Consider the following 898-nt stretch of genomic DNA (forward strand, 5'->3'; position numbering starts at 1 on the left):
CCCATCCCGAACAGGACCGTGAAACGACTCTGCGCCAATGATAGTGCTGCAACCAGTGTGAAAGTAGGTTATCGTCAGGCTCCCTTTAAAAACCCCTCGTTACAACCGTAACGGGGGGTTTTGCTTTAAGTGAAAGCCTAGGTTTTTTGCAGTAAATTACGCGGTGTTAAGCGAAAAAATGCAGCAAAAGACTAGACAAGAAGTGAAAATATGATGTATAATTTTGCTTCTGTTGACGTTGGTGACAAACGTTAAATAGTTTATCTGACTAAGCAAATATGGGTGCTTAGCTCAGTTGGTAGAGCGGCGCCCTTACAAGGCGTAGGTCGGGAGTTCGAGCCTCTCAGCACCCACCACAGATAAACGAAGAAAACAGAGCCAGTTTTAAGGTTTAGGAGCGGTAGTTCAGTTGGTTAGAATACCGGCCTGTCACGCCGGGGGTCGCGGGTTCGAGCCCCGTCCGCTCCGCCAAGTTAAAAAGCCAAGCGTAAAGCTTGGCTTTTTGCTTTTCTGCTTCAGCATTTGCTGGGTTAAATGCTGCATATCAATATCATTCTTCGCAGCCACGGTCTCCGCATCAGTTTTTCCGTGCGCAGCACACCGCTAGGTGTAACGCACTGTTAGCAGCGCCAGTCATGCTGACACCAAACACAGCGATGAATGCGTATGCGTAGCCACTCGTCACTGTACGAACACCGCAAAGCATGGCCTATACCAACCAAGGTGCTGAAATCAGAGGGATAGATGCATACAGGAATGGGCCGCCTTCAGCGTAAGCATCCGGTGAAGTCATCTTGAAGTTAAGTGCGTAAGCGTAGATGATCGTGTCCACTTAATAAGTGGACACTTGTACATGATGGACGATGGAATCAATACGCCAAGACGGCGTCGGCGGCAC

The 898-nt window shown here is 48.9% G+C and carries 2 tRNA genes; both read left to right on the top strand.

The features are described from left to right. Window positions 1-280 precede the first annotated feature (280 nt). Window positions 281-356 (top strand) — tRNA-Val (locus H8K47_RS17980). A gap of 38 nt (window positions 357-394) precedes the next feature. After that, a tRNA-Asp gene (locus H8K47_RS17985) sits at window positions 395-471 on the top strand. Window positions 472-898: the final 427 nt, after the last annotated feature.

Origin of the sequence: Cognatundibacterium rugosum, from assembly GCF_014284365.1 — a bacterium.
GTDB classification, from domain to species: Bacteria; Pseudomonadota; Gammaproteobacteria; order Burkholderiales; family Burkholderiaceae_D; genus Undibacterium; species Undibacterium rugosum.